The organism is Dolichospermum sp. UHCC 0259, from assembly GCF_009711935.1.
Lineage (GTDB): Bacteria > Cyanobacteriota > Cyanobacteriia > Cyanobacteriales > Nostocaceae > Dolichospermum.
Genome location: NZ_VIKX01000150.1, coordinates 1 through 22,472, shown reverse-complemented (window position 1 = coordinate 22,472; position 22,472 = coordinate 1). Strand labels below are relative to the sequence as shown.

The 22,472-nt window shown below is 38.0% G+C and carries 24 protein-coding genes; 9 read left to right on the top strand and 15 right to left on the bottom strand.

All coding sequences use genetic code 11. The annotated features are described in order from the left end of the window. Positions 1 to 106 precede the first annotated feature (106 nt). Both phnD and FJR05_RS11920 read right to left on the bottom strand, forming a co-directional pair. Positions 107 to 1,000, bottom strand: coding sequence for a phosphate/phosphite/phosphonate ABC transporter substrate-binding protein (gene phnD / locus FJR05_RS11925; RefSeq protein WP_254446917.1), 894 nt, complete (start codon positions 998 to 1,000; stop codon positions 107 to 109). A gap of 159 nt (positions 1,001 to 1,159) precedes the next feature. Beyond that, positions 1,160 to 2,335, bottom strand: a complete 1,176-nt coding sequence (locus tag FJR05_RS11920) for a DNA double-strand break repair nuclease NurA (protein WP_168644284.1) — start codon at positions 2,333 to 2,335, stop codon at positions 1,160 to 1,162. Positions 2,336 to 2,553: 218 nt separating this feature from the next. On the opposite strand from FJR05_RS11920, the gene FJR05_RS11915 reads away from it, so the two are divergent. Next, positions 2,554 to 3,165, top strand: a complete 612-nt coding sequence (locus FJR05_RS11915) for a tetratricopeptide repeat protein (RefSeq protein ID WP_168644283.1) — start codon at positions 2,554 to 2,556, stop codon at positions 3,163 to 3,165. A 46-nt stretch (positions 3,166 to 3,211) separates the two neighbouring features. Here FJR05_RS11915 and FJR05_RS11910 read toward each other — a convergent pair whose 3' ends face one another. The 3 genes from FJR05_RS11910 to FJR05_RS11900 form a co-directional block, all read right to left on the bottom strand. Beyond that, positions 3,212 to 3,997 carry an HAD family hydrolase gene (locus FJR05_RS11910; RefSeq protein ID WP_168644282.1) on the bottom strand — a complete coding sequence of 262 codons (786 nt, stop codon included), beginning with the start codon at positions 3,995 to 3,997 and terminating at the stop codon, positions 3,212 to 3,214. A 294-nt stretch (positions 3,998 to 4,291) separates the two neighbouring features. After that, the gene (locus FJR05_RS11905) at positions 4,292 to 5,137 is read right to left on the bottom strand and encodes a metal ABC transporter permease (protein ID WP_168644281.1); all 846 of its coding nucleotides are present in this window, start codon (positions 5,135 to 5,137) and stop codon (positions 4,292 to 4,294) included. Between the two features lie 158 nt (positions 5,138 to 5,295). Beyond that, a complete protein-coding gene (locus FJR05_RS11900; protein ID WP_168644280.1) occupies positions 5,296 to 6,117 on the bottom strand; it encodes a metal ABC transporter ATP-binding protein in 822 nt (273 codons plus the stop codon). A gap of 90 nt (positions 6,118 to 6,207) precedes the next feature. Here FJR05_RS11900 and FJR05_RS11895 point away from each other — a divergent pair, with 90 nt between their 5' ends. Then, on the top strand, positions 6,208 to 7,158 hold the full coding sequence (locus tag FJR05_RS11895; protein ID WP_168644279.1) for a metal ABC transporter solute-binding protein, Zn/Mn family: 951 nt from the start codon (positions 6,208 to 6,210) through the stop codon (positions 7,156 to 7,158). Between the two features lie 111 nt (positions 7,159 to 7,269). Here FJR05_RS11895 and acsF read toward each other — a convergent pair whose 3' ends face one another. Further along, complete coding sequence (gene acsF, locus FJR05_RS11890; protein WP_168644278.1) at positions 7,270 to 8,346, bottom strand: magnesium-protoporphyrin IX monomethyl ester (oxidative) cyclase; 1,077 nt, start codon at positions 8,344 to 8,346, stop codon at positions 7,270 to 7,272. 508 nt (positions 8,347 to 8,854) lie between these two features. Here acsF and FJR05_RS11885 point away from each other — a divergent pair. The 4 genes from FJR05_RS11885 to FJR05_RS11870 all read left to right on the top strand — a co-directional run bounded on the left by FJR05_RS11885 (position 8,855) and on the right by FJR05_RS11870 (position 12,638). After that, positions 8,855 to 9,529 (top strand): heme oxygenase (biliverdin-producing), encoded by a 675-nt coding sequence (locus tag FJR05_RS11885; protein WP_168644277.1) that lies wholly within the window; start codon positions 8,855 to 8,857, stop codon positions 9,527 to 9,529. Positions 9,530 to 9,803: 274 nt separating this feature from the next. Further along, entirely contained in the window at positions 9,804 to 11,186 is a 1,383-nt protein-coding gene (gene hemN, locus FJR05_RS11880) for an oxygen-independent coproporphyrinogen III oxidase (RefSeq protein ID WP_168644276.1), read from the top strand. A 291-nt stretch (positions 11,187 to 11,477) separates the two neighbouring features. Further along, entirely contained in the window at positions 11,478 to 11,750 is a 273-nt protein-coding gene (locus tag FJR05_RS11875) for a GlsB/YeaQ/YmgE family stress response membrane protein (protein WP_168644275.1), read from the top strand. Positions 11,751 to 11,939: 189 nt separating this feature from the next. Then, a complete protein-coding gene (locus FJR05_RS11870) occupies positions 11,940 to 12,638 on the top strand; it encodes a manganese catalase family protein (RefSeq protein ID WP_168644274.1) in 699 nt (232 codons plus the stop codon). 284 nt (positions 12,639 to 12,922) lie between these two features. Here the strand turns inward: FJR05_RS11870 and FJR05_RS11865 are convergent, their stop codons facing one another. Next, positions 12,923 to 14,119 carry a site-2 protease family protein gene (locus FJR05_RS11865; RefSeq protein ID WP_168644273.1) on the bottom strand — a complete coding sequence of 399 codons (1,197 nt, stop codon included), beginning with the start codon at positions 14,117 to 14,119 and terminating at the stop codon, positions 12,923 to 12,925. 127 nt (positions 14,120 to 14,246) lie between these two features. Beyond that, positions 14,247 to 14,495, bottom strand: coding sequence for a photosystem I reaction center subunit PsaK (gene psaK / locus FJR05_RS11860; RefSeq protein WP_096669992.1), 249 nt, complete (start codon positions 14,493 to 14,495; stop codon positions 14,247 to 14,249). Between the two features lie 129 nt (positions 14,496 to 14,624). On the opposite strand from psaK, the gene FJR05_RS11855 reads away from it, so the two are divergent. Continuing rightward, complete coding sequence (locus FJR05_RS11855) at positions 14,625 to 15,257, top strand: phosphoribosylanthranilate isomerase (protein WP_168644272.1); 633 nt, start codon at positions 14,625 to 14,627, stop codon at positions 15,255 to 15,257. A gap of 169 nt (positions 15,258 to 15,426) precedes the next feature. Here the strand turns inward: FJR05_RS11855 and folE are convergent, their stop codons facing one another. From folE to FJR05_RS11825, 6 genes are all read right to left on the bottom strand, one after another. After that, positions 15,427 to 16,134 (bottom strand): GTP cyclohydrolase I FolE, encoded by a 708-nt coding sequence (gene folE / locus FJR05_RS11850; protein ID WP_168644271.1) that lies wholly within the window; start codon positions 16,132 to 16,134, stop codon positions 15,427 to 15,429. Between the two features lie 94 nt (positions 16,135 to 16,228). Then, positions 16,229 to 16,954: an SDR family oxidoreductase gene (locus tag FJR05_RS11845; RefSeq protein ID WP_168644270.1), complete on the bottom strand. Its 726-nt coding sequence runs from the start codon at positions 16,952 to 16,954 to the stop codon at positions 16,229 to 16,231. 609 nt (positions 16,955 to 17,563) lie between these two features. Then, positions 17,564 to 18,544, bottom strand: a complete 981-nt coding sequence (locus FJR05_RS11840; RefSeq protein WP_015079153.1) for an acetyl-CoA carboxylase carboxyltransferase subunit alpha — start codon at positions 18,542 to 18,544, stop codon at positions 17,564 to 17,566. Between the two features lie 130 nt (positions 18,545 to 18,674). Beyond that, positions 18,675 to 19,694, bottom strand: a complete 1,020-nt coding sequence (locus FJR05_RS11835) for a long-chain acyl-[acyl-carrier-protein] reductase (RefSeq protein WP_039202860.1) — start codon at positions 19,692 to 19,694, stop codon at positions 18,675 to 18,677. A 380-nt stretch (positions 19,695 to 20,074) separates the two neighbouring features. After that, a complete protein-coding gene (locus tag FJR05_RS11830; protein ID WP_168644269.1) occupies positions 20,075 to 20,776 on the bottom strand; it encodes an aldehyde oxygenase (deformylating) in 702 nt (233 codons plus the stop codon). A gap of 196 nt (positions 20,777 to 20,972) precedes the next feature. Next, positions 20,973 to 21,245 (bottom strand): hypothetical protein, encoded by a 273-nt coding sequence (locus FJR05_RS11825; RefSeq protein ID WP_168644268.1) that lies wholly within the window; start codon positions 21,243 to 21,245, stop codon positions 20,973 to 20,975. Positions 21,246 to 21,555: 310 nt separating this feature from the next. Here FJR05_RS11825 and FJR05_RS11820 point away from each other — a divergent pair, with 310 nt between their 5' ends. Both FJR05_RS11820 and FJR05_RS11815 read left to right on the top strand, forming a co-directional pair. Then, positions 21,556 to 21,855, top strand: coding sequence for a hypothetical protein (locus FJR05_RS11820; RefSeq protein ID WP_168644267.1), 300 nt, complete (start codon positions 21,556 to 21,558; stop codon positions 21,853 to 21,855). Between the two features lie 11 nt (positions 21,856 to 21,866). Continuing rightward, the gene (locus tag FJR05_RS11815) at positions 21,867 to 22,325 is read left to right on the top strand and encodes a hypothetical protein (protein ID WP_168644266.1); all 459 of its coding nucleotides are present in this window, start codon (positions 21,867 to 21,869) and stop codon (positions 22,323 to 22,325) included. A gap of 23 nt (positions 22,326 to 22,348) precedes the next feature. Here the strand turns inward: FJR05_RS11815 and FJR05_RS11810 are convergent. Then, positions 22,349 to 22,472, bottom strand: a 124-nt coding sequence (locus FJR05_RS11810; protein ID WP_168642427.1) for a transposase, incomplete at its 5' end; no start/stop codon positions are given.

Sequence of the window (22,472 nt, the reverse complement as noted above, 5' to 3'; positions counted from 1 at the left end):
CTACTTCTACCTACCCTATAAACTCTCGAAAGTGGGGGGAGAGTGAAAAACTACGTGACAATTCCTAATAATAAAGCCGCACTGGCGAAAAACTTTTTAGATATGTTCATTTTGATGGGCTAGAAATTAAGTTAAGTTGCTGACGGAGTTGCTGAATTGGTTCATAATCTGAAGCACTGACTAGAGTATAGCCAGCAGACTCAATTCCTTTAATATCTTCCATACCATTAGGGAGATTAATAAAGGCTTTTTTTAACTGTTTGATCAACTCAGGGGGTAATTTTTTTAAAACTACTACGGGAGATTGGGCTAAAGGTGTAGATTCCCATAAAATCCGGGAATTTTGAGATGTTAATTTCCCCTTTTTTTGCTCTTTCAGATAAGCGGCAGTGTTAGTAGCTGCGGCATCTACAATGCCATTTTCTAGATATTCTAGACTCTTAGCATGATTGCCCGCATAGATAAGTTGGCTGAAATCTTGTTCGGGATTAATATTGAGTTTCTGAAAAGCTACCATTGGCATCAGATAGCCAGAAGTTGATGATTTATCCACAAAGGCAACCCGCTTATTTTTGAGGTCTGTTAAGGTTTTGACAGGACTGTCTGATTTGATAATAATACATGATCTGTACCAGGGTTGTCCTGTGTTTTTATCTATGGAAGCAACTATTGGTTCTATTTTTGCGCCTTTATCTAAAGCTTGCAGATAAGTTAGTGGATACAAATAGGCAATATCGACCTTTTCTTGTACTAACCAATCAACTATGTCATTGTAATTCTTCGCTAGTTTGATATCTATAGTTCGTTTTAATGATTTTTCCAAGTAGTTATCAAGCTGCTTGACCATTTTTTGTTGGTCTTGAGGATTTTGGGCTGATAATATGCCGATTTTCAAGGGGGGTAAGTTTTTTGGTGTTTTATCTACAGGTGATGGAGGGGTATGAAGGACTTTTTTGGTACAACCTGTGTTAAGTAGTATCATCACTATAGATAAAAACATGATGATGGTGTTGTTGAATAAGTGTTTTTTACTAATGTGATTAGGGGAAAGGTGAAGAAATTTTTGCATGGTTAATTATACCCAGATACTTATTTAATCAGTCAAGGATTAAACTGAGTTTTCCTGAAAAATGGTTTATTTTAAAAAGTTATTGCAAAATTAAGCGATGCTACCCCGTTTTCTGGCTTCTTTGTTGGAGATGCCGACATTTTTGATTCCGGCTTTAATCATTTGTCGTTCTAAAAGGGCAAAGAAACGGCTTCTATCACCACCTCTGACTACGGCTTGATTATGGGCTTCGGCGATCGCTACAGGATAACCATATCCTTTTTGTACCTGTGCCAACATTAGCCCTAGTGCTTGATCAAATATTGTGGAATTTTCTGCAACCCAAGCGGGAACTTCAATCCGGGCAATTTCTGTACCGACATGGACGTAACAAAAATAAATAATTTGCTCATCATACAATTCTAAAATTCGGGCGTTACTCCGCCATAATGGTCCCCGTTGTCCGGGTTGAAGTTGGGTGGTCATGATGGTTGTATCGCGCAAAGTATCAAATTTTTTACACGGTACGTATTCTAGTTGGTTGGGGCAATAGGTAATACAATCGGGGACGGGATGAGGACAAGCTAAAAAGCGTAAAAAGTTGGTAGCTTCGGTACTACGAGAGGCACTAAGATAGCCCATGAGGGGAATTTGGGCTTGCTGAAGTTTTTGCCAAGCTTCTAAAACAGGAGGTAAAATCATATCCCGCGCATCCATCGGTAACTGATCTAAAAACCAGTATATTAACGAACCATCTGTCATCGCTAAGACTGGAGCTTCTGTTTTTGCACTACAAGCCAGTTCTGCTAATACTGTAGCCTCGGAAGCGGTACGCCGATAACCCATCCATTCTTCTGTTCTAATGCCCCACTGACGCGATATATATAAATCTTCAGGGCGATAAAATACCTCTGGTAAACTGTCGAGAACTGGGTGAAGATTTTGACCATAGTGCAAAACCACTCTGCCAATATTTAGTAAGTAACAATACGCAATTTCATGGTGATTGGGGGCAATTTGCGAACCATCTGTAGAAATGACAGTATGAACTTTGGGGGGAACAGAAATAGTAATACAGGTTTCGAGAGGTTCAATGGGTGTAGCATTAGCAAAAAGAATGCGATTTCGCCATTCTTCTTGACGTTTAACTAACTGTTCTTGACACTCAAAAGCTTGTTTTAAATATTGTTGTGCTAACTCCAACCGCTGATGACTTGCAGCCACTTCTGAAGTTAAATGTTGGCTGAAACCTTGCATTTGTGCCGATATTTTTGTTAAATTAAGCATATTGGTTGGGTGTATTTGTGTGAATGGAGGTAATACCAAATTAAGATGAATCTGCATGGAATAAGATTTTAAGAATTATTGACCGCAGATAAACGCGGATAAACGCAGATAAATCCAGATGAATTAATGGATTTCATGATTCTGTGCAGTCTCACATAAAATTGATATAAATACTATATAATTAATAACTGTATGCTAATAATTGGAAAAATGGCGTAATGAAAAAATGGAAATTAGCAATTACAATCTTCATATTCGGAATTATATATAGTCCCCAGGTGAGTGCTAAAAGTTTGGAAAATATTTCCGATGTGAGAATAAAATCATCACTGTTAGCACAATCTGATCTGAAAGAGGCTATTGTATATTTCCATCAGGGAATTAACCGTCATACCTTTGGAGATATAAAAGGGGCTATTGAAGAATATAATAAGGCTTTACGGTTACATCCTAATTTTCCTGAAGTTTACTATAAAAGGGGGATATCTCACTATAAGTTGGGAGATTTAAAAGGGGCAATTGCAGATTACAACAAAGCAATTAGCCTTAATTCTAACTATCCGGGTATCTACAATCATCGAGGATTTACTCGTCATGATTTGGGAGATTTAAAAGGTGCGATCGCAGATTTTAACAAAGCATTAAGTCTTAATCCTAATTTTCCTGAAGCTTACCAAAATCGAGGGATTTCTCGCAATAAGTTAGGTGATAAGCAGGGGGCAATTACTGATTTAAAAACAGCCGCTAATTTATTTCAACAACAAAAAAGAATTTCTAATTACCAAGAAGTGATTGATCTGATTGAGAAAATAGAAAATAGAGAAAAATAGATCCCCGACTTCTTAGAGAAGTCGGGGATCTGAAAGGGGATCTAGATTATAACCAAGTGGAAAAATCGTGATTAAAATGAGAAAGTGATATTAAATGAATGCGGGAATCATTTTTCCCTGCTTCCCGTTCTGTTTGAGTGTTATAACCCCAATCTGCGAGAAAAAGTTGGACATGATTTAAGTCGGATTGCTGTTGGACTAATTGTAATGTTTTTAGTCTATCTTCCACAAACCATAAACTCGCAGGTTGGGTATTTGCTTTCTTGATTAATTCGCGCAAAGTTTCATATTTTGGGCGTTTTATTTCTTTGCCAAAAATATTTTCTGGTAGTAAATCAACTCCTTCTTGTTGTAATAATTGCTTGACAAATCGCCCTTCTTTGGTGGTGACAATATATAACTGTATTTCACTTTTAAGAGTTATTTTGAGTCTTTCTATCACACCTGGATAGAATCTATGCAAACTTAACCAACCATTTAAATCTGTCTGAATCCATTCATCTCGTAGATGATCCAATTTTGTCGAAACTGCTTTTGCTTCTAGGTTATCTGCTGCTAAAATTTGGGGAGTGATAGTTGTCCATGATTGGAGAATTTGATCATCAGAAAAACCCTCAATTAAGGCTTTAATTAAAACTGGCATTTCCCAACCAGTTTCAATTACAGGACGTAAGCGATAGAATCTCAAAGCTAAATCATCTGGTGGTGTGTCGTTAGTTGGCGACCAAATTTGACAGTAGGTACGCCACGCTACCTCAAAATATTCAATTAGTCCATCGCAAACTACTCCATCAAAGTCTAAAGCCAAAATCGTGGGACTATTTGCTGTCATTGTTCTGAGGGTAAAAACTGCTTTTGTTAGCTTACCGCACTATAAATGATTTTTCTGTATCAGCACTAAACCAGAAAACCGAAACATTTTTTAAATCAATCTTGTCTGATAGCGTAGCGTGGCGTAGCCATATCAGGATTTACAAGATTTTAGGATTTTCAGGATACTCGTTGGCGATGATTATCTGTAATTTACTCATATTTTTGATTAAGATAATGAAAACCCTTTCATCCTGTAAATCCTTTAATCCTGGTTATCCTGATTCTGACTGTTCACACAAATCCTGCAAAATGCTTATTTTCTATTCACACTAGGAATCAAAATCCCATGTCGAGGACTAAATAACAAAGCCAAGGTGAATAAACCCGAAACTACTAACACAATCGCTGGACCAGAGGGTAAATTATAAAAATAGCTGAGATACATTCCGCTAATACTAGAAATTACCCCAATTACCGCCCCCAAAATCATGACTTCGTGCAAACGTTTCACTAACAAATAAGCAGTTGCACCGGGAGTAATTAAAAGTGATAATACTAAAATTACTCCCACAGCTTTCATACTGGCAACAATTGTTAAAGCAATTAACAACATTAAACCAAAATTCAAGCGATTAACTGGTAAACCGGCAGCTTGTGCGCCTAAAGGATCAAAGGTGTAAAATAAAAGTTCTTTATATAATAGGAAAACTACTATTAAAACAATAGCTGCAATAATTGCGGTGTCTCTCACTTCGTCCCCAGTTACGCCCAAAATATTGCCAAATAGAAAGTGATTCAAGTCAATTTTATTATCTTTTTGAATAACTGTAATTAAGGTGACACCCAGGGCAAAAAAGGCAGAAAAAACTATGCCCATAGCGGCATCTTCTTTGATGGGAGATCGGGTTTTAATGACAGCTATAGCCATTGTACTCAAAACACCAGCAATAAACGCCCCTACAAAGATATTAGCGCCAATCATGAAGGCGATCGCAAGTCCTGGTAACACTGAATGGCTAATAGCATCACCCAGTAAAGCTAAACGTTGTACCATCAAATAACTACCAACAATGGCACACAATAAACCTACTAATATGGCGATGATTAATGACCGTTGCATAAAGCCATATTGCAACGGTTCTATTAGTGCTTGAAACATATTGCTGATTGGGAAAGAAATTAATTATCCTAAATTTCTCCTTTAAATAGAAGAAATAAACTAAAATTAGTCGGTTTTAACCGACTTTAGCTATAAGACAGGGAATTGATTCCCTGGCTGATTCTGGCTGATTCTGTCTGATTCAAACACATAATAAATTAAGCCGCAAAGTACATAACTTTACCACTATAAGCGCGATATAAATTTTCTTCTGTTAAAACTTGTTGGCGTGAACCTGTGGAAATTAATTCACAGTTTAGTAAAATTAAATCATCAAAATGAGTAATTGATTCACCTAAATCATGATTAACTACCAAAACGATTTTATTGTTATTTGCTAATTCCTGAAAAACTTCAAAAATAATAGCCTGAGTTTTTTGATCTATCCCGACAAAGGGTTCATCAAAACAAAATATTTCCGCCTCTTGAGTTAAAGCCCTAGCTAAAAATACCCGTTGTTGTTGTCCTCCTGAAAGTTCACCAATGGGACGATTTTTTAATTCTTCTATTCCCACTCGTTCTAATGCTTGTTTAGCAATTTGACGGCTAACTGTAGAGAAACTCCGTAACCATCCTGTTTTTTTGACACGCCCCATCATCACTACATCCCACACCGTTGCGGGGTAATTCCAGTCAATTTGGCTACGTTGTGGTACATAAGCAACTTTTTCTAGTTGCCGCATTAAAGGCTTATTTTCGTATAAAACTTGACCGCTACTCATAGGAACTAATCCCAAAATAGCTTTCATTAATGTACTTTTACCCGCACCATTAGGTCCAAAAATTCCCGTTAGCTTTCCTGGTTTAATTATGCAGTTAACATCTCTTAATGCTTCTTGTGTGCGGTAGTGTACGCCTACATGAGTGATGTTAATTGCTGTTGATAAATTCATGTCAATAGATTTGATAACTTGTGTAAGTATATCTTCTTGATTTCTGGGAGATAGGCTAAATTTTTGGTAAAAAGAAACGTTTTGCATAACCCTAGTTAAAATACTTATTTTTTGAGCTTATCATAAAAATGAGAGAAATATGAGAATATCTATAATTAGAAGTAATCAGTAAGATAAATGAAACTAATACCTAATTCTCTTTGTCTAGGAATGTTGTTATCTTTGGCCTTAATGGGTTGTACTCCCAACTCCCAAACTCAGGGAAATGGTAAGCCGCAGGTTGTAGCAACGAGTACCATTATTGCTGATTTGGCGGAAGAAGTGGGAGGAGAAGAAGTACAAATTACGGGTATTCTCAAACCAGGTGCAGATCCTCATACCTATGAACCCGTACCCGCAGACAGTCGAGTTTTGGAAAAAGCTAACTTGATTTTATATAACGGTTACAATTTAGAACCGGGACTTATTAAGTTAATGAATGCAACTGGAGAGAAAGTAAAAAAAATCCCTGTAGGAGAAGTTGTTAAATCTTTAAAGTTAGATAAAGGTAAAGGACAAATCGTCCCAGATCCTCATGTTTGGGGAAGTGCAGAAAATGCGATCGCTATGGTGAAAGCAATTAGAGATAGTTTAATTGAATTGTCACCAGAGGACAAAGAAGAATTTACTCAAAATGCCGAAAAGCTAATTGATGAATTACAACAATTACATATTTGGATTATTCAACAAATCCAAACTATTCCCGCAGATAAACGAAAACTCATCACTACCCATGATGCCTTTCAATATTATGGCAATGCTTATAAAATAGCAATTGCTGGAACTTTAATTGGCATTAGTACAGAAGAACAACCCAGCGCCCAAACAGTGAAAAAGTTAGTTGAATCTGTGAAAAAAATTGGTGTTCCTGCTATATTTGCAGAAACGACAATTAACCCAGCTTTAATTAAAACAGTCGCGGAAGAAGCAGGAGTAAAATTAGCACCAACTCCACTTTTTTCTGATTCTATTGGGGCAAAAGGTAGTAATGGCGATACTTATATAAAAATGATGATAGCAAATACCCGCGCTATTGTTGAAGCATTAGGGGGAAAATATACGCCATTTCAATTAAAGAATAAAAAATAAGGTGATTGGTGATTGGTGATTGGTGATTGGTAATTGGTAATTAATTATTCCCTATTACCTATTATCTATTCTCTTTTAACTCTCACCTGTCACCTGTCACCTATTACCTAATTAACAAACTTGTTCACGAGTTGCTTCTGTGTTGATGGGCTTAATCAGAAAAATCTTGAACATATACCAAAAAATCATTAAAGTTAAGGGAATTTTTTGGATAAATTTCGCAATTCCCCAATCATTAATTTGATTGAGGTCAATTATCTTCTGATTATACAATGCACATTGTTCCAAATACCAGAAAAAGTAGGGGTGATTGGTATTTAAAATAATTGGAAATGCCTTAGCTGCGGTTTTGTTGGTTTCCTCAATTACTTGAGTATTATATTTACGAGGGTGCATACCTAATATTTCATAGAAACTCCCTCTTTCAAATACTGTCATGGTATGAGTTGCAAACACAGTAATCAAGAAAAACCGCACCCATAAACGAGATTTCCAATTATTCCATAATTGGGGTTGAGAACGTAACAAAGCTTTGAAAAAATCACCGTGCCTATTCTCATCTTGACACCAGCTTTCAAACTTCCGAAATAGAGGATAAAACTGGTACTCTGGATTTTTTTCCATGTGGCGATATACTAAAATATAACGCCAATAACCGATTTTTTCCGATAGATAAACTGTGTAAATAACCCACTCGATTGGGAAAAATGTATAGGTACGATTTTTAGTCAGATAACTTAAGTCAAGGGAAAGGTTAAAATCTGCCATTGACTTATTTAAAAAGCCAGCATGACGGGCTTCATCTCGTGCTAAATAAGCAAATGCTTCTGATAGCAAAGGGTTACTATCCTTAAGACGACGAGATAATTCTTTAAATAGTAAAAACCCGGAAAATTCCGAAGTACAAGAACGTTCTAAAAAGTCAATAAAAGCAAGTCGTTTTTCACCAACAATGTGATCCCAACCTTGCTTAAATTCATCATCGCGCACAAAGTGATGACGGTTATAATCAGCCTTGAGTTCGTCAATTACAGCCCTTAATTCCGCTTCATACCCAGAAATATCCATTTTTGCCACTGTATCAAAGTCAGTGGTATAAAACCTGGGTGTTAATAATGTTTCTTGAACTGGTGTTTTTACACCCGATTTCGATAAATCAAGTGGCGGTTTATCCAACGATTTAACCATAAGTAGTCCCTTTACCATTATCTGCTTTAAAATGTAAGCATCGAGCCGTTAGCTATTAGCATTCAAGGTAGAAATACAGATAATTAAAATTTCGTCTTCTTGACTATTTCTGCTTTTGGCTGATAGCTAAAGGCTGACCTTAAAATTATATAAGCATAAATATTTGTTATTAGTCATCAGTTAAATTATTGAAACTAATTCTTACAAAAATACTGAATTATTCTTGATTTTCGTATAGTTTAAATACCTATTTACGGGACAAATGTATTTATGAAACCATAAATAAATATGAATACTCTTATAGTTATACAAAGAATAAGAGTTAAATAATTTCAGGAGCAGTAAAAATAGCCGAAATCTACATCGGTATTAATTTGTGCTGGAGAAATTATTCTCAAACCCCTATTCACATAGAATAGCAACTTTTCTGTGATGATAACGACGGTGAACTGATAAACAAGTCGTTGAAATTTGCAAACCCTGACACGTAAACAAGAAGGAACTAAGAATGAGTAATGATTTGGCAATGAAACTGCGTGTGGGAACTCAACAAGCGCATACAGATTCAGAAAATCTCGGCTTCATGAAATGTTTTGTCAAAGGAGTTGTAGATAGAGATTGTTTTATTCAATTGTTGAGAAATTTCTATTTTGTTTATAGTGAACTAGAAGCAGCAATTGAGAAACATAAACAGCATCCTGTCATTAGTTTGATTTATTTTCCTGAACTAAATCGCCAATCTTCCCTAGAGCAAGATATGTTATTTTATTATGGGAGTCAATGGCACAAACGCATCACCCCTTCACCTGCTGCACAAGCTTATATTGCGCGTATCCAACAAATTTCTAATCATGAACCTGCACTATTGTTAGCTCATTCCTATACTCGTTATTTGGGTGATCTTTCTGGTGGGCAAATGTTACAAAAAATTGCTCAGTCAGCCTTAAAACTTTCTGGATATGAAGGAACTTCTTTTTACGATTTTCAGCAAATTCCAGACAAACAAGCTTTTAAAGGCAAGTATCGTCAAGCATTAGATAAAGTTAATGTTGATGATACAACTGCTGACAAAATTGTGGCAGAAGCTAACCATGCTTTTAAGTTAAATATGCAGATACTTCAAGAGTTAGAAAGTATTTTAATCGAAGCTCTTGGTAGAGCTACTTACAATGATTTAGTTTAAGTCTCTGCATGATTTACAAAGATATAATTCATCACCCAATTAACCTTGGCAATGATGAATTATATAAAAATGCCAAACAAGATGGAAACATCTATTCATTCTCTTCCTCTGTGTTCTCTGTGCCTGAAGTGGTTCGTTAAAAAAATAATGCTAACTACAAACAAATAGAATAAATATATTCTATTTGCTAAATCCTAAATTACAACATTAAATTGGGAAAATTAATTGTTTCCCAACTACACAGACATATACTTACATTTACTTGGAGGCTGTAATGGTTTTTCTATTACCTGGTGTTAAGTTTGATTTTGATCTAATTCAAAAGTATGATACTCGCGCTCCTAGATACACGAGTTATCCCCCAGCAACAGAATTAAGTGAAACCTTCACTGCAAAAGATTTCCAAGCGGCAATTACTGCTTCTAATCAACGAGAAACTCCCCTATCTTTGTATTTTCATATTCCTTTTTGCCAAAGTGCTTGTTATTTCTGCGGTTGCAATACGGTAATTACTAATAATAAGAATATGGCTATTCCATATCTGGAACATTTGGAACAGGAAATCAAAAATACTTCAGCTTTAATTGATAAAGATAGAAAGGTGCTGCAAATTCATTGGGGTGGAGGTACACCAAATTATTTGGAACTTGATCAAGTAGAATTTTTGTGGAAAAATATTACCCGTCATTTCCAAATTGCTTCAGATGCAGAAGTATCTATTGAAATTAATCCTCGTTATGTAAATAGAGATTATATTTTATTTTTGCGGGATATTGGCTTTAACCGGATTAGTTTTGGTATCCAAGATTTCAACCCAGAAGTACAAAAAGCGGTGAATCGGATTCAACCAGAATCATTACTTTTTGATGTCATGGGTTGGATTAAGGAAGCTGAATTTGATAGTGTGAATGTAGACTTAATTTATGGTTTACCTTATCAAACTCTTGACACTTTTCGGGAAACATTACACAAGACAATGGCGTTAGATGCTGATAGAATTGTCGTGTTTAATTTTGCCTATGTGCCTTGGATTAAACCTGTACAAAAAATGATTCCCCAAGCAGCATTACCCGCAGCAGAAGAAAAGTTAGATATTCTCAAAATGACGATTGAGGAATTAACTAATAACGAGTATCTGTTTATTGGCATGGATCATTTTGCTAAAAATAACAATGAATTAGCGATCGCTCAACGTCATGGTACACTAAAACGTAATTTCCAAGGCTATACTACCCACGCAGAAACGGAATTGTTTGGGTTTGGTGCTACATCTATTAGTATGTTAGAAGATGCCTATGCTCAAAACCACAAGGAATTAAAGGATTATTACAAAGCCGTTGCAGCAGGTGTGATTCCTACCAGTAAAGGCATTAAACTTACTCAAGATGACATTATTAGACGGGATGTAATTATGTCCATAATGTCTCACTTTCAACTAAATAAGTCAGAAATTGAACAGAAATATCATATCAATTTTGATAAATATTTCTCCTATGAACTCAAAGAATTAGCACCTCTACAAACTGATGGATTAGTAAATGTATTAGCTGATGAAATCTATATTACTGATATTGGCAGATTGCTAGTTAGAAATATTGCAGTTGTTTTCGATACTCATACAAGAACTAGAGAGACAAAATTCTCTCGTTCTATTTAATTAGAATTGCTATGCAATACTACTCGGTTAAGACTAAAAAATCGTTATGTGGTAGGTTGGGTTGACGCAAGGAAACCCAACATTATCAAGTATCTTGTTAGGTTAAGAGTCGCTCAACCCAACCTAAATTTTATTAACCGAGCAGGATTGAATTGGTATGTAGTGATGATTTATGGAGAGAACAAAACTACATACCTTTTGATTTATATAGTTTATGTCATTAGATAGAAAAAAATAACATGAAGCTTTGATAAATTTGACATAACTTGAGTCAAATTTTTGAGGACATACATGAATATTATTACTTGGATAATCTTAGGACTATTAGCTGGTGTTATTGCCAAATCAATCTATCCTGGTTCTCAAGGTGGGGGGATGATATCCACCATGATATTAGGTATTGTTGGTGCTTTTCTCGGTGGTACTCTATTTACTCTCCTCCGCACAGGGACTTTACAACTTACATCTGCATCTTTAAGTATTCCTGGGGTAATAGTGGCAGTTATTGGGGCAATTATTGCCATTTATTTATGGGGATTATTCCAAAGAGGCAGCAGAGCATAACTTACGAATAAGTAGGTAAACATAATAAAACCAATATATGTTTAGTTTTGTGAAACCCGTAAAACAACCTATTTGTAAGGCATTCATTGAATTTACATTTCGTCACATACCTTTAAATTTTTCGGTTTACCTACTTAGTTAGGCTGATAAATTTTGTTTTCTGAATCTAAATTTGCAGGAGATACAATTATGTTTTTTCATAAAAAAGAACCGATTCATACTGTCCAAGTTGATGAAGCAAATCCTCGTTTTGCTCAGTTGATGTTAGAACAATTTGGTGGTGCAACTGGTGAACTATCCGCAGCTTTACAATATTGGGTACAATCTTTTCATGTAGAAAATCCTGGAATTAAGGATATGCTTCAGGATATTGCTATCGAGGAATTTGGTCATTTAGAAATGGTTGGTAAACTCATTGAAATCCACACAAAAAATACCGACCAAACAGAAGCATATAAAAGTACCTTATTTGCCGTTCGAGGTATGGGACCCCATTTTCTTGATAGTCAGGGAAATACTTGGACAGCAAGTTATTTGAATGAAGGTGGTGATGTTGTCCGCGATTTACGTGCTAACATTGCCGCCGAGGCTGGTGCTAGGCAAACTTATGAAGCGTTGATTAAATTAGCAACAGATGAAGGAACTAAACAGACTTTAGTACATTTACTAACGCGAGAAATTTCTCACACTCAGATGTTTATGAAGGCTTTAGATTCTTTGGGTAAGTTGACTGAACCTCTTTTTGGTAATATTCAACCAGATGAAACTGTCTCTCTTTATTATAATTTATCAACAGACGGAGCGAGTAAAGAGCAGCGCGGTCCTTGGAATTCTGAACCAACATTTGAATATGTCTCTAACCCCCATATGGTAATGAGTGCTAAATAAAAATTTTATTGTCTGATAGCGTAGCGTGGCGAAAGCCATATCAGGATTTAGAGGATTTCAAGATTAACAGGATGTGATATAGCGGTTCTCGATTGAGTGAGATACAAGAACCCCACCCCCAACCCCCTCCCCGCAAGCGAGGAGGGGGCTATGATGTATCTCATGCAAGTGCATACCGCTATATTCATTAATCCTGACAATCCTTAAATCCTGGATATCCTGATTCAGACATTTTCATTAATCCTGACAATCCTTAAATCCTGGATATCCTGATTCTGACAATTTCATTTTTCTACAGACTTCGCTATTACCCCTAATTGTAAACCTGGAGGAAAAGTTCCTTCTTCCTTAATTCGTTTAATTTCCACAGCAGTAATTGGCAAATTTAACCTTTGCGCTAATGCTTGGACAATATCCCCTCTATCAATCACACCAGCCACAGCATCCGCCGGAGAAAGAACAGTAATATGAGGTAATTGTTCTGTTTCTAATTTCCTAATTACCTCTGCCAAAGAAGTAGATTCAACAACAGTAGGAATTGTATTGAGGGGATGAACAATACTTTGTAAAGTTTGATTTTCCCATTCACTTCTTTGGGTAGTTCGCAAATCATTAATATTAACTAAACCCCGATAACGACCATCAGCAGCCGCAAAATAAACTTGCGGTGCAGTGGTTTCTAAAAGATATAAATCAGCAAACTCTCGCAATGTTTGATTAGCATCAACTACCCGAAAATTACGAGTCATCCCATCAGATACTACCAACTTTAGTAAAGTTTCTTGTAATGTAGTTACACGGTCATAACTGTTAGCATTACGGACGGCAAACCAGCCGATCAAAACAATCCATAAACCTGTGATAAATTCTCTGGTGAAAAAATCAATAGCAAATCCCAAAGCGATCGCACCATAACCCAAAATTTGTCCAGCCTTTGCTGCCCAGTGTACCGCTTGAAAGCGATCGCCTGTTACTTTCCACAAAGCCGCTTTTAACACCTGTCCCCCATCCAAAGGCAACCCAGGAATTAAATTAAATAAAGCCACCACCAAGTTAATTCTCGATAAATCTCCCATCATTTCATGCAAGGGGTTACTATCAGGAATTACGCTCGCACCTAGACGCAGTAAGAAAAATAGGATAACACTTACCACAGGGCCAGCGATCGCCACCTGGAAAGCCTGGCCAGGAGTTTTTGACTCCTCCTCAATTGCCGCCACCCCCCCAAACAAAAACAAAGTAATCGAATTCACCTTAATTCCTTGGGACTGTGCCACCAAGCTATGTCCCAACTCATGCAGCAGCACCGAAGCAAATAACAGCAGCGCCATAATCAAACCAGCACTCCAACCCGCAACAGTCCCCCATTGCTGATAAGCTAACCCAAAATTCAGAGTAGTTAGCCCCAAAATCACAAACCATAGGGGGTCTAAAAATAAAGGAATGCCAAATAAAGAACCTATTTGCCAATTTGTTTGCATTATTAGATATTTCCAGAAATTCTTTTATAGAGAAAAATGTATGTATAACTCTAGGATAGACAATTTTAAATAGCATAGATCCCCGACTTCTCTAAGAAATCGGGGATCTGGAATTTTTTAATCCAACTTACAAACGACCAATATTAGTCAGTCCTAACACAATACCAATACCAATCACATGACCAAAAGCCATTGCTCCAATGAATCCTGGTACACTTACAGGCAATATAGGCATCGCGGGTCCAACTTTAGCAGATTTCAGGGCAAAAGTAAATAATAATACAACTGCGCTGCTGGCACTGATAATGATGCCGACTGTAGGACTCCACACTGGTGTAACAGGAACGGATGCTGCGGCTAATAAAATTGATGACATGAAATTGTTTTCTCCTAAATGAAAAAATGAATATAGTCCTAGAGAATTATAAAATTACCCAGGACAAAGCAAAAGTTTTTAACTTGAATTAAGATACTTTTGTGATTATTTGTAACTTTTCTGATAAAAATGCGGGTTAAAATTTGCGGTATTACTCAACCAGAGCAGTCTTTAGCTATAGCCGCCCTGGGTGCAACAGCACTAGGATTTATTTGTGTTCCCAGTTCCCCTCGTTACGTTACCATAGCCCAAATTCAGGCAGCTATAACCTCCATTCCTGAAAATATTGATAAAATCGGCGTTTTTGCTAACACCACTATTTCCGAAATTAGTCAAATAGTTAAAAAGTCTGGTTTAACCGGTGTCCAGCTACATGGAGACGAAACACCAGAATTTTGCCAGCAATTACGTCAATCTCTACCCCAAGTGGAAATTATCAAAGCCTTGCGAGTCCGCAGTTTAGAGCATCTACAAACCACCATACATTACACCGATTATGTAGATACTCTACTACTTGATGCTTACCATCCCCAACAGTTAGGAGGAACAGGACAAACCTTAGATTGGCATCAACTAAATCAACAATTTAGCCCTAGTCTTCCTTGGTTCTTAGCTGGAGGACTCACACCAGATAATATTTTGACTGCTTTAAGTCAAATTAAACCCAATGGTATTGATCTATCTAGTGGTGTCGAACATTCACCAGGTAACAAAGATTTAGATAAAGTAGCCCTATTATTTCAAAAGTTAGAAAATAGGTAATTGGTCAGTTGTCAGTTGTCCGTTGTCCGTTGTCCGTTGTCCGTTGTCCGTTGTAATTGGGAAGAAATATTCCCCCTACTTCCCCTACTTCCCCTACTTCCCCTACTTCCCCCACTCCCCCTACTTCCCCCAGTCCCCAGTCCCCAGTCCCCAGTCGCCAATCCCCTACTTAAAATAATGACGCTTGATGACGAATCAAGTTGAAGAATTCTTCACGGGTTTTGTGTTCATCTCGGAATATGCCTACCATCGAACTGGTAACTGTCCAAGAACCGGGTTTTTGAACCCCCCGCATCACCATGCACATATGAGTGGCTTCCATGACTACAGCCACACCTTTGGGTTCGAGGACTGCTTGTAGTGCCTCAGCAATTTGTCGAGTTAGTCTTTCTTGAACTTGCAATCTGCGAGAATACATTTCCACAATTCTTGCCAGTTTGCTTAATCCCACAACTTTTTGATTAGGAATATAAGCAACGTGCGCTCTGCCCATAAATGGCAGCATATGATGTTCACACAAACTAAAGAAGTTAATGTCTCTCACCAAGACCATTTCATCATGTCCTTCATCAAATATCGCACCATTGATGAGGTCTTCTAGAGATTCATTGTAGCCGCTGGTGAGAAACTTCATCGCCTTAGCTACGCGCTTAGGTGTTTTTAGCAGTCCTTCCCGTTCAGGATCTTCTCCTAATCCCACTAGCATTGTCCGCACAGCTTGCATCATCTCATCCATTATTTCTTCTGACGGTGGATGTATTTTTGGTTGTTTACCGTCATGAGTATTGCGGTCTGGTCGAACATTGATAGCTTCTGCTAAATCAGGAATCAGAGGAGATTGAGAGGTATTAGCACCGTTTGAACCAGCGATAGTCATGATTAAATTTTAGTAATTGGTTAGTTGTTAGGACTTAGTTGTCAGTTGTAACTGGTAATTAGTCATTCAAAAAGATAAATGACGAAATTACCAATTAGAGAACACCAGCATTGGACATAATCGTTAATTCTTCAATTACTGCTTCTTGTGGTAATAAGACAGTATGTAGAATTGTTGTTGCCACAATTTCTGGAGTTAACATTTGGGAACGGTCAAAGTTAGCCTGGACGGTTGGAGTATCCCAAATTGCCGTATTCACAGAACCAGGACAAATGGCAATGACGCGAATGCCATTAGCCCGTTCTTCTTGTGCGAGGGTTTGGGATAGGAACAGAAGTCCTGCTTTGCTAACACAGTAAGCGCCCCAACCTGGAAAGGTTTGTTTGGCTGCTATAGAAGCAATGTTAATAATTGTGCCTTGCCCTTGTTGGCGCATTCCTGGCAAAATTCCCATTATGCACTGAAAGACACTGGTGAGGTTCAAGTCAATGACTTGTTGCCAGTCTTCCAAGGGTGTTTCACTCAGGTTGCCTGTATATCCAATCCCAGCGTTATTAATGAGAATATTTATGTTGCCAAATTCATCAGCTATTCTTTGAATTTCGGATTTAACTTGGGTAACTTCCGCTAAGTCTAGACAGAAGGCTTGGGCTTCTACGCCTAATTCCTGTGCGGCTTTAGCTACGGACTCTAGTTGATCCTGAGAACGACTGACCAATGCTACGTCTATTCCAACTTTTGCAAATGCTAAAGCTGTTGCCTTGCCAATTCCACTACTAGCACCAGTAATTAAGGCGCGTCTTTTTTGCTCAGAATTCATAAGAATACCCAGTAAGTGGGAAACTCAGTGTCTTCAGACCTGAGAGGGAAGCGACACTTCGACAAGCTCAGTGACCGCTCGTGCGGTTTTAACCGCCTTAAATATTTTTTCATTACCGCCTTGGAGTTGGGAAATTCGGGGTACTCTTGTGATGTACTTTCAACGGGACAATTACCGATTCAAATTTCCCAACTCTGTACGCATAATGTGTTGCACGCGATGTGCCTCCCTTTCGGGGTGATGTTAGCTTCGTCAATGTTTTAAGAGCTTTTTAGACTTGCAACACTGTTTCAGTGACTTTAAAACTGTTTAATTGCAAATGACAGAGCAGGGAACTAGCTACGCATTCCAGGGTGTCGTGACTCAAAAAACGTAGTCAGTGAAGACTTAGACTGGTCAGTACAGCTTGCAATTTCTTACAAGCTCAGTCCCTTTAGGGCTGAGTTACTGACAATATTTTCCAACTTTTTGGCAGCGCCTTCAGCCAATAGCCACTTGTAAAATCAAGTAAATACAAATGCCTATAGCTGAGAAGATTGTTAAAAATCTTTAAGCAGCCATAGGCAATTATAGCATTGCTATGATTCTATGCCATTTTCTGGAGTATTTTTAGTGGGCAAGTTCTGTGAAAACGCCGATATTACGGAATTTATCATAACGGAGTTGGCGGCGCTCGGCTGGAGTGAGACGGTTGAGTTCGTCTAAGTTTTCCAGCAAGGCTTGTTTTAAGTTGGTAGCCGCTGTTAAGGGGTCTGAGTGTGCGCCACCCAAGGGTTCAGGGAGGATTTGGTCAATAATGCCCAAGTTTTTGAGGTCGTGGGAGATGATTTTTAGGGCTACAGCGGCTAGGTGAGATTTACTGGCATCTTTCCACAAAATTGCGGCGCAAGCTTCAGGGGTGGCTACGGTATAAACTGAGTGTTCAAACATTAGTAGGCGATCGCCTACACCAATACCCAAAGCCCCACCAGATCCACCTTCACCAATAACTGTACAAATAATCGGGACATCAAAACTGAACATTTCTCGGAGGTTATAGGCGATCGCCTCTCCTTGTCCTTGATGTTCGGCTTCTATGCCAGCCCAAGCCCCAGGAGTATCAATAAAGGTCAAAATCGGCATACTAAATTTATTGGCGTGTTCCATGAGGCGCAGAGCCTTACGGTAGCCCCCAGGAGCAGCCATGCCAAAGTTGCGGGCAACGTTGTCTTTAGTATCTCGACCTTTTTGATGTCCTAACATCATCACTGGTTGTCCAGCTATGCGCCCGACACCACCAACTAAAGCTGGATCATCGCCGCCACAGCGATCGCCATGCAACTCCATCCATTCATCGCTGATAGACTGGATATAATCTAAGGTGCTAGGGCGGCGGGGATGACGAGCTACCTGCAATCGTTGAGATGGTGTCAGACTACTAAAAATCTCTTCCCGTAATTGCGTCGCCCGTGTCTCTAGTTGGCGAATTTGTCCAGAAACATCAACACCATTTTCTTCAGCTAATTGGCGAATTTGGTCAATCCGAGTGGCCAGTTCTGCTAAAGGCTTTTCAAAATCTAATAGTAGCGGTTTGCGCTCAGTTGTTGCCATAATTATATTAGTTGTCAGTTGTCAGTTGTCAGTTGTTAGTTGTCAGTTATCAGTTATCAGTTGTCAGTTGTCAGTTGTATTCTATGAGCTACTGACCAATGACCAATGACTACTGACCAATGACCAATGACTAAACTAGCAATGGTCTAAAACCGTGTTTAATGGACACACGACCAATTTGCTCCATTTTGTCTACGGTAATCTGATTACGCCCCCAAGAAAAGTTTGTATATAACTTCTCAAACTCCAGAAGCATTGATTCGGCAAAACAAGCAAATAATTGTCGTCCTGGCACATCCATATTGACAATTTTCATAATTTTCCAGTCAATATCTAGGGAATGCTCCACAATGCCACCATTTAATACATATACCCCCGGATGCTGAACTTTTGTGCCTAAGTTTTTAGGATAGCCACCATCAATCAATAGACAGGGTTGTTTTAATGTTGTTGGGTCAATTTCTACACCTTTGGGCATACTCGCCACCCAAACGACAATATCCGCTTGGGGTAATGCTTCCTGTAATCCCATGATTTTACCCCGTCCTAGTTCTGCTTGCAGTTCTTGGAGACGTTCTTGGTTTCTCGCAATCAAGAGCAATTCTTGAACATCTGTTTTTTTGTCTAACCAGCGGGTAACTGCGCTCCCAATATCCCCTGTTGCACCGCACACGGCTACAGTTGCTTTGGACAATTCAATCCCTAGTTGTTTGGAAGCTTCTTCTACCTGCCGACAGATAATGTAGGCTGTATGAGTATTGCCTGTGGTGAACCGTTCAAAATCTAGGTTAATATTGCGGACTTGTTTGAACTGCTCTAAATTAAAGTTCTCAAAAATAATTGAGGAAAATCCCCCCAAAGCTGTAATATCAATCCCATGCTTTTGAGCATGAGCCATAGCGTTGAGGATTTTGCGCGTTGCGGCTTTAATGCGGCGATTAGCCAGCATTTCCGGTAAAAAGCACGATTCTACATACTTTCCTTCTATTTTCTGCCCGGTGATACTGGTGACAGTGATATGATCAACTATTTGCGGCGGGGCGCTACACCAAAAGTCTAGCCCTTGATCGGCATATTCTGGATATCCCAATTCTTGAGCTACTGATTGAGCGTGTTCTAAACTAGTCAGATGTCCAATTAAACCAAACATGGAGTGATATATTAGGCGTGTGCTGTCGTGCAAAACCAACTTTTGGATTTTAGATTTTAGATTTTGGAAAAATCAAAAAACTATGCCAACTTGAAATCAGATACAGCGGGAGTCAGGAATCAGGAGTCACCGAGTAAAACTGGCTTATTGTCAGGCTTTAAATTTAGATCCTGTACCTCATCAATCTGCAATCTGCTATATGATGTCTAACTATTAAAAATACTACATAAAGTGTCCAAATAGTTCGCAATTCGTAATTAAAGACTGCGGACTAGAGACTGGCTACTCTTTCCTCCTCCCCCCTGCTCCCCTGCTCCCCTGCTCCCCTACTCCCCTACTCTCAAAACCTGGGGTAACATATCGTTACCCCAAGAGCATTTTTAAGCGGCTACAAGTCCGTAAGCAGAAAGACGCATGATATCACGCGTAGTAAAGCCAATGTTACTTAGGGCTTCACCGTATTGAATCATAAAATCTTCTACTAAAGCGTCTTTTTCCATTGCTAAAACTTTGGCATCTTCTGCCACTTGATTGAGCATTTTCCAGACCAGGGGTAGGTTTTGGCGGTTTGCTTCTTCTAATTCAGCTTTGGTTTCTTTTGTAAAGTTTTTTTCCAACCACACTTCACCAAAGTTGAGATGACTGTATTCTTCTTTGACTACTCCTTCTGTGATTTTACGAGCAAACTCATCAGCTACAGGAATGTAGATGTTATATGCGGCGATCGCAAAACATTCGATAATTAATGATTGAATCAACAGGCAGGTGACTACTTTACCTTCTTTAGCTGCGGCTTGGAAGTTGTCGTGTAGTCCCAAGAAAAACTTTTTCGCAAATTCCAAATCTGGAGTCACTTTTAAGTTCCGTCCACAGGCTTCAAATCCTTTTTTGTGGCGACTTTCCATTTTTGAGAGAGAAATTAGTTCCTTTTCCTGTGCCGGCAGTAGTTGAGCTAATGTAATGTAATTTTCGTGGGCTTCTTGTTCCCCTTCAATTACAATGGCATTGATGCGGCTATAAGCATCTTTATATATTTCACTTTGAAAATCAATTGTTTCAATTTGGTCTACAAGTTGCTGCATTGTCTGTATTACTCCGTTAACCCTGCTCATTTGATACAAAAACTCAACTTACCCGATAAATTTGGGGTAATTATCACTGTGATTTAATTTAACTTAACAAGAAACTATAGTTATTAGATTAGTTTTTACTGATGGTTGTACCACCAGAAAAACAAATGTATGAAGTCATAGCCAATGTCCAAGCTAAACTGGAATCTCAAAAATCGGCATTTTTGAGCCTGTTAGCAGCACGAACAGGTACATTTAGAGTTTTGCTGCCGCTAATTGTGGTTTTCCTAACTTCCTTTGGGTTTGAGGCTACCACAAACAACAAAGACTTCCCAGCATAATTGGACTTTAGCCAATTACCACTCGGCGTGGTAGGGAAATTTTTACTGGACTTTGAATATTCTACCTTAGTAGCGATCGCACTTACAGGTTTTCCAATTTTCACTTCAGCTTTAGCTTGATATTGATTGGCAAGTAGCATGATTTATTTAAGCCTTTTCTATTTACAGCTTAATCGTAATTACAAGCATTATGTAATTGGCTTTGTCGTGACAAAAAGAGACATTTGTCGATAGTTATTAGTTAATGATAGCAGCAGCGATAATTTCGACGATAGCCGTGATAGTGTTATTTTTAATGAGTCAACGCCAGTTTATTCAAGGTATTGCTACAACGGGAATAAAGAATTAGGCATTGGTTAATTGTTAGTATTGATGAGAAGGATAATATTTTTAAAGTTTACAGCTTTGGTAAAATATATTTATTGTCATCAAATTAGACTAAAAACTTTTATGAAAGCAATCCAAGCCACAGGTAAAATTGATGAACAAGGTCAATTATCCTTAGATTACCCAATTAAAGGCACTTTACCTAGTTCAGTGCGAGTAATTATTGTATTTGCAGAAACAGATACCACTGAATTTTTCACAAACATCAGTGAATATCAACAGCTTAATCTAATGCCATCCAAACAATTGGAACAGGAATTAAAACAGGCGTTGAGTGAAGCTGGCTATGATTCCAGGGAAAAAATTATTGATCTTGTGCAAGAGGTTAAACAAGAAATAGCGTTAGAACGCCGACAAAAGTAAGATTAAATAAAATGACAACCGTTCCTGAGTTAATTTTTTTGGATACTAATGTTTATCTCATTGGTGCAGTAGATTTAAATAGTTATGAAGGTCAAATTCTGCAATGTTTAGGTTGGGAAACTCAAGGTAATGATGGAATTGAGGTAGTTATTTCTGATGAATTAATTGATCAAATTTCCAGAGTTGCTAAACGGTTAAAGAATAAGGACTGGGCAGGAGAAATTATTGGACGAATTTGGCAAAAGTTAAATATTTGTTATGTTCAAATTGATGATTTTGCTCAGGCAGAAATGGAATCAGCAGGAGTTATTCCTCGTGAAGATATAGGAGTTTATTTGACGGCAAAAGCAGGACAGTCTCAATGTTTTGTTTCAGCTAATCATAAGTTAATTCGGATTTTGGCTGAAGAAACTGGAGAGTTTGAATGTTTGACTCCATTTGAATTTGTAAGCAAATATTTGGTCAGCTAGGAATTTAGGCTCTTGCGTCCCTTTTATGGAGAATTAATACTAAAGTGCCAGTTTAATAAACTACGTAATCTAAAATTACTAAAGTTACGAAATCCATATCCAAGTCTTTTGATTAATTTGAGTTTATTATTAATTCCTTCTACAGTA

Coding starts and splice junctions, on each gene's coding strand:
- phnD (WP_254446917.1), bottom strand. CDS start 1,000: ATGTTTTTATCTATAGTGATGATACTACTTAACACAGGTTGTACCAAA.
- FJR05_RS11920 (WP_168644284.1), bottom strand. CDS start 2,335: ATGCTTAATTTAACAAAAATATCGGCACAAATGCAAGGTTTCAGCCAA.
- FJR05_RS11915 (WP_168644283.1), top strand. CDS start 2,554: ATGAAAAAATGGAAATTAGCAATTACAATCTTCATATTCGGAATTATA.
- FJR05_RS11910 (WP_168644282.1), bottom strand. CDS start 3,997: ATGACAGCAAATAGTCCCACGATTTTGGCTTTAGACTTTGATGGAGTA.
- FJR05_RS11905 (WP_168644281.1), bottom strand. CDS start 5,137: ATGTTTCAAGCACTAATAGAACCGTTGCAATATGGCTTTATGCAACGG.
- FJR05_RS11900 (WP_168644280.1), bottom strand. CDS start 6,117: ATGCAAAACGTTTCTTTTTACCAAAAATTTAGCCTATCTCCCAGAAAT.
- FJR05_RS11895 (WP_168644279.1), top strand. CDS start 6,208: ATGAAACTAATACCTAATTCTCTTTGTCTAGGAATGTTGTTATCTTTG.
- acsF (WP_168644278.1), bottom strand. CDS start 8,346: ATGGTTAAATCGTTGGATAAACCGCCACTTGATTTATCGAAATCGGGT.
- FJR05_RS11885 (WP_168644277.1), top strand. CDS start 8,855: ATGAGTAATGATTTGGCAATGAAACTGCGTGTGGGAACTCAACAAGCG.
- hemN (WP_168644276.1), top strand. CDS start 9,804: ATGGTTTTTCTATTACCTGGTGTTAAGTTTGATTTTGATCTAATTCAA.
- FJR05_RS11875 (WP_168644275.1), top strand. CDS start 11,478: ATGAATATTATTACTTGGATAATCTTAGGACTATTAGCTGGTGTTATT.
- FJR05_RS11870 (WP_168644274.1), top strand. CDS start 11,940: ATGTTTTTTCATAAAAAAGAACCGATTCATACTGTCCAAGTTGATGAA.
- FJR05_RS11865 (WP_168644273.1), bottom strand. CDS start 14,119: ATGCAAACAAATTGGCAAATAGGTTCTTTATTTGGCATTCCTTTATTT.
- psaK (WP_096669992.1), bottom strand. CDS start 14,495: ATGTCATCAATTTTATTAGCCGCAGCATCCGTTCCTGTTACACCAGTG.
- FJR05_RS11855 (WP_168644272.1), top strand. CDS start 14,625: ATGCGGGTTAAAATTTGCGGTATTACTCAACCAGAGCAGTCTTTAGCT.
- folE (WP_168644271.1), bottom strand. CDS start 16,134: ATGACTATCGCTGGTTCAAACGGTGCTAATACCTCTCAATCTCCTCTG.
- FJR05_RS11845 (WP_168644270.1), bottom strand. CDS start 16,954: ATGAATTCTGAGCAAAAAAGACGCGCCTTAATTACTGGTGCTAGTAGT.
- FJR05_RS11840 (WP_015079153.1), bottom strand. CDS start 18,544: ATGGCAACAACTGAGCGCAAACCGCTACTATTAGATTTTGAAAAGCCT.
- FJR05_RS11835 (WP_039202860.1), bottom strand. CDS start 19,694: ATGTTTGGTTTAATTGGACATCTGACTAGTTTAGAACACGCTCAATCA.
- FJR05_RS11830 (WP_168644269.1), bottom strand. CDS start 20,776: ATGCAGCAACTTGTAGACCAAATTGAAACAATTGATTTTCAAAGTGAA.
- FJR05_RS11825 (WP_168644268.1), bottom strand. CDS start 21,245: ATGCTACTTGCCAATCAATATCAAGCTAAAGCTGAAGTGAAAATTGGA.
- FJR05_RS11820 (WP_168644267.1), top strand. CDS start 21,556: ATGAAAGCAATCCAAGCCACAGGTAAAATTGATGAACAAGGTCAATTA.
- FJR05_RS11815 (WP_168644266.1), top strand. CDS start 21,867: ATGACAACCGTTCCTGAGTTAATTTTTTTGGATACTAATGTTTATCTC.